This is a genomic window from Sedimenticola hydrogenitrophicus (assembly GCF_025175675.1).
GTDB classification, from domain to species: Bacteria; Pseudomonadota; Gammaproteobacteria; order Chromatiales; family Chromatiaceae; genus Sedimenticola; species Sedimenticola hydrogenitrophicus.
Genome location: NZ_JANIOA010000076.1, coordinates 1 through 6,820 on the forward strand (window position 1 = coordinate 1; position 6,820 = coordinate 6,820).

General features: G+C 60.9%; 4 protein-coding genes. 1 reads left to right on the top strand and 3 read right to left on the bottom strand.

The features are described 5' to 3' along the window. Positions 1–208: 208 nt before the first annotated feature. The 3 genes from NPX02_RS20725 to icmF all read right to left on the bottom strand — a co-directional run bounded on the left by NPX02_RS20725 (position 209) and on the right by icmF (position 5,746). Positions 209–994 (bottom strand): enoyl-CoA hydratase-related protein, encoded by a 786-nt coding sequence (locus NPX02_RS20725; RefSeq protein WP_260295961.1) that lies wholly within the window; start codon positions 992–994, stop codon positions 209–211. Between the two features lie 412 nt (positions 995–1,406). Continuing rightward, complete coding sequence (locus tag NPX02_RS20730; RefSeq protein WP_260295962.1) at positions 1,407–2,255, bottom strand: 3-hydroxybutyryl-CoA dehydrogenase; 849 nt, start codon at positions 2,253–2,255, stop codon at positions 1,407–1,409. A gap of 227 nt (positions 2,256–2,482) precedes the next feature. Continuing rightward, a complete protein-coding gene (gene icmF, locus NPX02_RS20735) occupies positions 2,483–5,746 on the bottom strand; it encodes a fused isobutyryl-CoA mutase/GTPase IcmF (RefSeq protein ID WP_260295963.1) in 3,264 nt (1,087 codons plus the stop codon). 446 nt (positions 5,747–6,192) lie between these two features. Between icmF and NPX02_RS20740 the strand changes: the two genes are divergently transcribed. Continuing rightward, entirely contained in the window at positions 6,193–6,624 is a 432-nt protein-coding gene (locus NPX02_RS20740) for a MerR family transcriptional regulator (protein WP_305792962.1), read from the top strand. Positions 6,625–6,820: the final 196 nt, after the last annotated feature.

Below are 6,820 nucleotides of genomic sequence, written 5' to 3' on the forward strand. Positions count from 1 at the left end.
TGCATACCCGGGCATCACAAAACCTTCTCCACCACCAACAAACCGGCTAACCCAGCCTACTCCCACACACGGGAATAGCCGTTCCCACGCAGAGCATGGGAACGAGAGCGGAACACAGAGCGCTGGGGTCGGAGTCAATTTGAAACGGAGTGGTGGGCAGGGCGATCGTACTTGCTCCGGTTTGACTCCGACCCCTTCGGTTAATGCCTCAGCGCCCCTTGAACTCCGCCGCGCGCTTCTCCAGGAAGGCCCCCATGCCCTCCTTCTGATCCTCGGTGGAGAAGCAGAGGCCGAACACCTCGCTCTCCAGCAGGCAGGCGTTGTCCAGGTCGATATCCTGGCCGCGCTGCACCGCCTGCTTGGCCAGGCGCACCGCCACGGGGCCCTTCTGGCTGATCAGGCGTGCCATCTCCAGCGCCTTGTCCAGCAGCTCATCGGCGGCGTGGACGTGGTTGACCAGACCCCAGGCCAATGCCTCGTCGGCCTTGATCTGGCGCCCGGTGACCAGCAGTTCCATCGCCTTGGCGCGGCCGATCAGCCGCGGCAGGCGCTGGCTGCCGCCGAAACCGGGGGTGACGCCCAGGTTCACCTCCGGCTGGCCGAACTGGGCCCGTTCCGAGGCGAGAATCCAGTCGCAGCTCATGGCCAGTTCGCAGCCGCCGCCCAGGCAGTAGCCGTTGACCACGGCGATGACCGGGATATCCAGGGTCTCCAGGCGGCGGAAGGTGCGCATCCCCTTCTGTGAGAAGACCTGCCCCTCGATGGCGGTTTTCGCCTGCATCTCCGCGATGTCGGCACCGGCCACAAAGGCCTTGTCGCCGGCACCGGTGACCAGCAGCACCCGGGCGTCCGGGGTATTGGCCAGTAGCTCACCGGCGGCGTATATCTCGTCCAGGGTGGCGCTGTTCAGGGCGTTGAAGCTGCGCGGGCGGTTCACGGTCAGCTTGTAGATACCCGGTTCAACCTGCTCCAGGAGAATGTTTTCAAATTCCATAATGACCTCGTTCTGTGACAATCGGTGGATTTACTTGCCGCATCCCTGGGGATTGGCTTTGTAGGGTGGGTTAGCGGCGCACAGGCACTTCGCTTCCAGTCCCCGATAACGCCCGGGCGCCGCGTAACCCACCGGTTTTTACCCGCCAGATTGCAGGTGACGGCGCGCCTGTCTGTTTGATGGATTACGTCGTTCCTCCTCCACCCATCCTCTCTAACGATTGGCTTTGTAGGGTGGGTTAGCGGCGCACAGGCACTTCGCTTCCAGTCCCCGATAACGCCCGGGCGCCGCGTAACCCACCGTTTTTTACCAGTCACATTGCAGGTGACGGCGCGCCTGCCTGTTTGATGGGTTACGTCGTTCCTCCTCCACCCATTCTCTGAACTGGTCTCGCAGAAGCGATTAAACCGGATCAATAATCGTAGAAACCCTTGCCGCTCTTGCGTCCCAGGTAGCCGGCGTCGACCATGCGGCGCAGCAGGGGGCAGGGGCGGTACTTGGTATCGCCCAGTCCCTCGTGTAGCACCTCCATGATGGAGAGGCAGGTGTCCAGGCCGATCAGGTCGGCCAGGGCCAGCGGGCCCATCGGGTGGTTCATGCCCAGCTTCATCACCTCGTCGATCGCCTCGACCGTGGCGACGCCCTCGTACAGGGTATAGACCGCCTCGTTGATCATCGGCAGCAGGATGCGGTTGGAGACGAAGCCCGGGCTGTCGTTGACCTCCACCGGCACCTTGCCGATCTGCTTCGACAGCTCGTCGATAAGTGCATACACCACGTCGCTGGTTTGCAGGGCGCGAATCACCTCGACCAGCGTCATCACCGGGACCGGATTCATAAAGTGCATGCCGATCACCTGCTCCGGACGCCGGGTCTCGCGGGCGATGCGGGTCAGCGAGATGGAGGAGGTGTTGGTGGCGAGTACCGCCTCGGGTTTGCAGATGCGGTCCAGCTCCTGGAAGATCTTGCTCTTGATCTCCAGGTTTTCGCTGGCCGCCTCCACCACCAGGTCCACGTCCGCGAGCCCTTCCAGACTGGTGATGCCGCGGATATTGGCTAGGGTGGCGCTCTTTTCGGCCTCGCTGATCTTCTCTTTTTTCAGCATCCGGTCGAGGCTCTTTTCGATGCTGTCCAGACCGCGTTGCAGCGGTGCCTCGGCGATGTCGTGCAGGATGACCTTGAATCCGGATGCGGCAAAGACCTGGGCGATGCCGTTCCCCATGGTGCCGGCTCCGATGACGCCAACTGAATTAACTTGCATATCTACCTCTGGTAAAAGTGAAATATATTACATATTACATAGGATATTTGGATGGAGTGCAAAGCCCATCGCCCGGCCGTAAAGATAGTCTTTCCGCCATGAGTGGTGTGATTGTCTTCTCGCCAATACTTTAACTGCACCTGATAAGGCAAATATAAACAATATGTTAAGTTATGTTTGTTAAAGTAAATAGTTACAAAATGGGAGGTAATCGCCCCCTTCCCGATCTACATGTTGCGGCGATATTGGCCACCCACCTCATACAGGGCGTTGGATATCTGCCCCAGAGAACAGTAACGCACCGCATCCATCAGCTGGACAAAGATATTCTCGTTGTTGATGGCGGCGACTCGGATACGCTCCAGCGCCGCGGCCGACGTACCTTCATGGCGCTGGTTGAACTCCCGCAGCCGCTTGATCTGACTCAGCTTCTCCTCCTCGGTGGAGCGCGCCAGTTCGATGGTGAACTCCTCATGACCTTTCGGGTTGAGGAAGGTATTGACGCCGATAATCGGCAGCGAACCGTCGTGCTTCATGTGTTCGTAATGCAGCGATTCGTCCTGGATTTTGCCGCGCTGGTAGCCGGTCTCCATGGCCCCCAGCACGCCGCCGCGCTCGGAGATGCGCTCGAACTCGCTCAGCACCGCCTCTTCCACCAGCTCGGTCAGCTCGTCGATGATGAAGGCGCCCTGGTTGGGGTTCTCGTTCTTGCTCAGGCCCCACTCGTTGTTGATGATCAGCTGGATCGCCAGGGCGCGCCGCACCGACTCCTCGGTGGGGGTGGTGATCGCCTCGTCATAGGCGTTGGTGTGCAGGCTGTTGCAGTTGTCATAGATGGCGATCAGCGCCTGCAGGGTGGTGCGGATGTCGTTGAAATCCATCTCCTGGGCGTGCAGTGAGCGGCCCGAGGTCTGGATATGGTATTTCAACTTCTGGCTGCGCTCGTTGGCGCCGTATTTGAAACGCATGGCGGTGGCCCAGATGCGCCGTGCCACCCGGCCCATCACCGTGTACTCCGGGTCCATGCCGTTGCTGAAGAAGAACGACAGGTTGGGGGCGAACTCGTCGATGTCCAGGCCCCGTGCCAGGTAGGTCTCCACGTAGGTGAAGCCGTTGGCCAGGGTGAAGGCGAGCTGGGAGATCGGGTTGGCCCCGGCCTCGGCGATGTGATAACCGGAGATGGAGACGGAGTAGAAATTGCGCACCTGGTGGTGGACAAAATACTCCTGGATATCGCCCATCAGCTTGAGCGCGAACTCGGTGGAGAAGATGCAGGTGTTCTGCCCCTGATCCTCCTTCAGGATATCCGCCTGTACCGTGCCGCGCACATTCGACAGCGCCCAGGCGCGGATCTTCTCGATCTCCTCATCGGTGGGCTGGCGCCCGTTATCGGCCTCGAATTTCACGATCTGCTGGTCGATGGCGGTATTCAGGAACAGGGCCAGGATCATCGGTGCCGGTCCATTGATGGTCATCGACACCGAGGTGCTCGGGCTGCATAGGTCGAACCCGTCATACAGCACCTGCATGTCATCCAGGGTGGCGATGGAGACCCCGGAGTTGCCGACCTTGCCGTAGATGTCTGGCCGCTCATCCGGGTCGCAGCCGTACAGGGTGACCGAGTCAAATGCAGTAGAAAGTCTTTTTGCATCAGCATGTTCCGACAACTTCTTAAAGCGTCGGTTGGTACGGAAGGCATCCCCTTCGCCGGCAAACATGCGGGTCGGGTCCTCGCCCTCGCGCTTGAACGCGAACACCCCGGCGGTGTAGGGGAAGGAGCCTGGCACGTTCTCCAGCAGCAGCCACTTGAGCAGCTCGCCGTGGTCCTCGTAGCTGGGCAGCACCACCTTGGGCACCTTGGTGCCCGAGAGGGTAGTGCGGGTAATCTGGGTGCGGATCTCCTTGTCGCGGATCTTCACCACGTACTCGTCCCCGGCATAGCTCTGCTTCACCTGGGGCCAGATCTCCAGCAGCTTTTTCGCCCGCGGGTCCAGCACGGCGTCGCGTTCGGCGATCAGCTCATCCAGTGCCTCCAGGGTGTTGCCGGCTTCACCCAGCATGCGTTTCGACTCGCTCAGCTGCTGGCGTTCCCGGGCGATGCGCGCCTGCTCGGCTACGGTCTGCTTGTAGTCACGCACGTTCTCGGCGATTTCCGCCAGGTAGCGGGCCCGCTGCGGCGGCACGATCACCTGTTTGCCGGTAGAGCATTTCTCGCTGCCGCGGGGCAGGGTGTCCTCGCTCACCTCCAGGCCCAGCTCCGCCAGCCGGTCGCGCAGCCCGTGGTAGAGTGCGGTCACCCCCTCGTCATTGAAGCGGGCGGCGATGGTGCCGTAGACCGGCATCTCGTCGGGCGGCGTGCCAAACGCCTCCTGGTTGCGCTGCACCTGCTTGCGCACGTCGCGCAGGGCGTCCTCCGCGCCCTTGCGGTCGAACTTGTTGATGGCGACGAAATCGGCATAGTCCAGCATGTCGATCTTTTCCAGCTGACTCTGGGCGCCGAACTCCGGGGTCATCACATAGAGCGAGGCGTCCACCAGCGGTACGATGCCGGCGTCGCCCTGGCCGATGCCCGGGGTCTCCACGATGATGAAGTCGAAATCGGCCAGTTTGCACGCCTTGACGATGTCGGCGACGTAGTCCGGCACCTCGCCGCTGGCGTCGCGGGTGGCCACCGAGCGGAAGAAGATGTTCGGGTGCTCGATGGCGTTCATGCGGATGCGGTCGCCGAGCAGGGCGCCGCCGGTCTTGCGGCGGGTCGGATCGACCGCGATGATGGCGATGTTGAGCCGGTCCTGCTGGCCCAGGCGGAAGCGGCGGATCAGCTCGTCGGTGAGGGAGGATTTGCCCGATCCGCCGGTGCCGGTGATGCCCAGTACCGGGATCTGTTTGTGGACGTCCTGCAGGGCCTCGCCGATCTGTCCCGCCAGGGTGGTGGCGCCGTCGCTGTTCTCCAGGCGGGTGATAATCTGGGCCAGGGCCCGCCAGTCACCCTCCAGGAGTGGGTCCAGGTTGTCGGGGGCGAACCGGCCGGGATCGAAATTGCTCTGTTCCATGGCGAACTGGATCATCCCCTGCAGGCCCATCTTCTGGCCGTCTTCCGGGGAGAAGATGCGCGTTACCCCGTAGTCGTGCAGCGCCTTGATCTCCTCGGGGACAATGACGCCGCCGCCGCCGGCGAATACCCGGATCTCCTCGCCGCCGCGCTCCTTCAGCATGTCCACCATGTACTTCAGGTACTCCACGTGACCGCCCTGGTAGGAGCTGATGGCGATCCCCTGGACGTCTTCCTGCAGGGCGGCGTTGACGATCTCCGCCACTGAGCGGTTGTGGCCCAGATGGATCACCTCGGCCCCCTGGGCCTGGAGGATGCGGCGCATGATGTTGATGGAGGCGTCATGGCCATCAAACAGGCTGGCCGCCGTTACAAAGCGGATTTTGTGCTGTTGCTGAGCAATGCCGACCACGTTGTCTGCCTGCGGGACGTTCGACATGATGTCTCCAAATAGAATCTGTAACTTGCTGTAAGTAATAGAGAAAGTGTTTAACTGATGATAGAATGCCCAGGCTTATGGACACCCCTGCAGCCTCATATCAGACTAAACCTACATTACGTTAACGTAAACGTCAATGTTATGCTGTCGGTTGACGGGAGTCGCAAATCGGGCGGCTCGACCAGCCTGGGAATAGAAAGTATAGTGACGTTTACGTAAACGTAGGTTATAACAGTAAACAACAGATTTTGCCGTCCAGGGTCTGCCCGGCTTTTCCGCAATAGATCAGCGCAAAGTCCAATAGACTCCTAGCAACTCACCGTTGAGTATGGCACCGGAAAGGCAAAATGCGGGCGATATTGCCCGGAAATTAAGCAGTGCCCGGCGACTGGCGGTGGGCTGGGCTGGTCTATAAAAAGCACTGTTAATCGGGATAGAATATGCTAATGGAAAAACTACACCACGATCCGGCGGACGATGTCGAGACCATGAAGGGCACCAACTACACCATCTCCGAACTGGCCAAAGAGTTCGATATCACCCCGCGTGCCATTCGCTTCTATGAGGACCAAGGTCTGATCTCCCCCAGCCGAAAGGGGCGTCGGCGGGTCTATCGCGAACGCGACCGGGTGCGTCTCAAGCTGGTGCTGCGCGGCAAGCGGCTCGGTTTCGCCCTGTCCGAAGTGAAGGAGATGTTCGATCTCTACGACACCTCGCCCGGCGAGACCGGACAGTTGCGTTTCCTGCTCGACAAGATCAAGGCGCGGCGTGAGATGCTGGAACAGCAGCGTCAGGACATCGAGGCGGTGCTGCACGAGATGGAGAGCGTGGAAAAACGCGCCCTGAACGTGCTGGACGAGCTGGACAGCGGCGGCTGATACCGTCGGGCCTGACCGTCCCTGGCCACAAACCCGATACGATCTCCGGCCTCCGCTAATCCCCCCAAAGAATTCCAAGGTGATCCCCGGCCCTGCCCGGGGCTCGTCAGGCTTTGCAGGGTGGGCACAGACTACGTGCACACCCTACGCGACTCTGGCTGACAGATGGCAAATGGACTCTCGCCAAGGCGCAAGG

Bases quoted from the DNA above. Each gene is read 5' to 3' on its own strand.
- NPX02_RS20725 (WP_260295961.1), bottom strand. From the start codon at position 994: ATGGAATTTGAAAACATTCTCCTGGAGCAGGTTGAACCGGGTATCTAC.
- NPX02_RS20730 (WP_260295962.1), bottom strand. From the start codon at position 2,255: ATGCAAGTTAATTCAGTTGGCGTCATCGGAGCCGGCACCATGGGGAAC.
- icmF (WP_260295963.1), bottom strand. From the start codon at position 5,746: ATGTCGAACGTCCCGCAGGCAGACAACGTGGTCGGCATTGCTCAGCAA.
- NPX02_RS20740 (WP_305792962.1), top strand. From the start codon at position 6,193: ATGGAAAAACTACACCACGATCCGGCGGACGATGTCGAGACCATGAAG.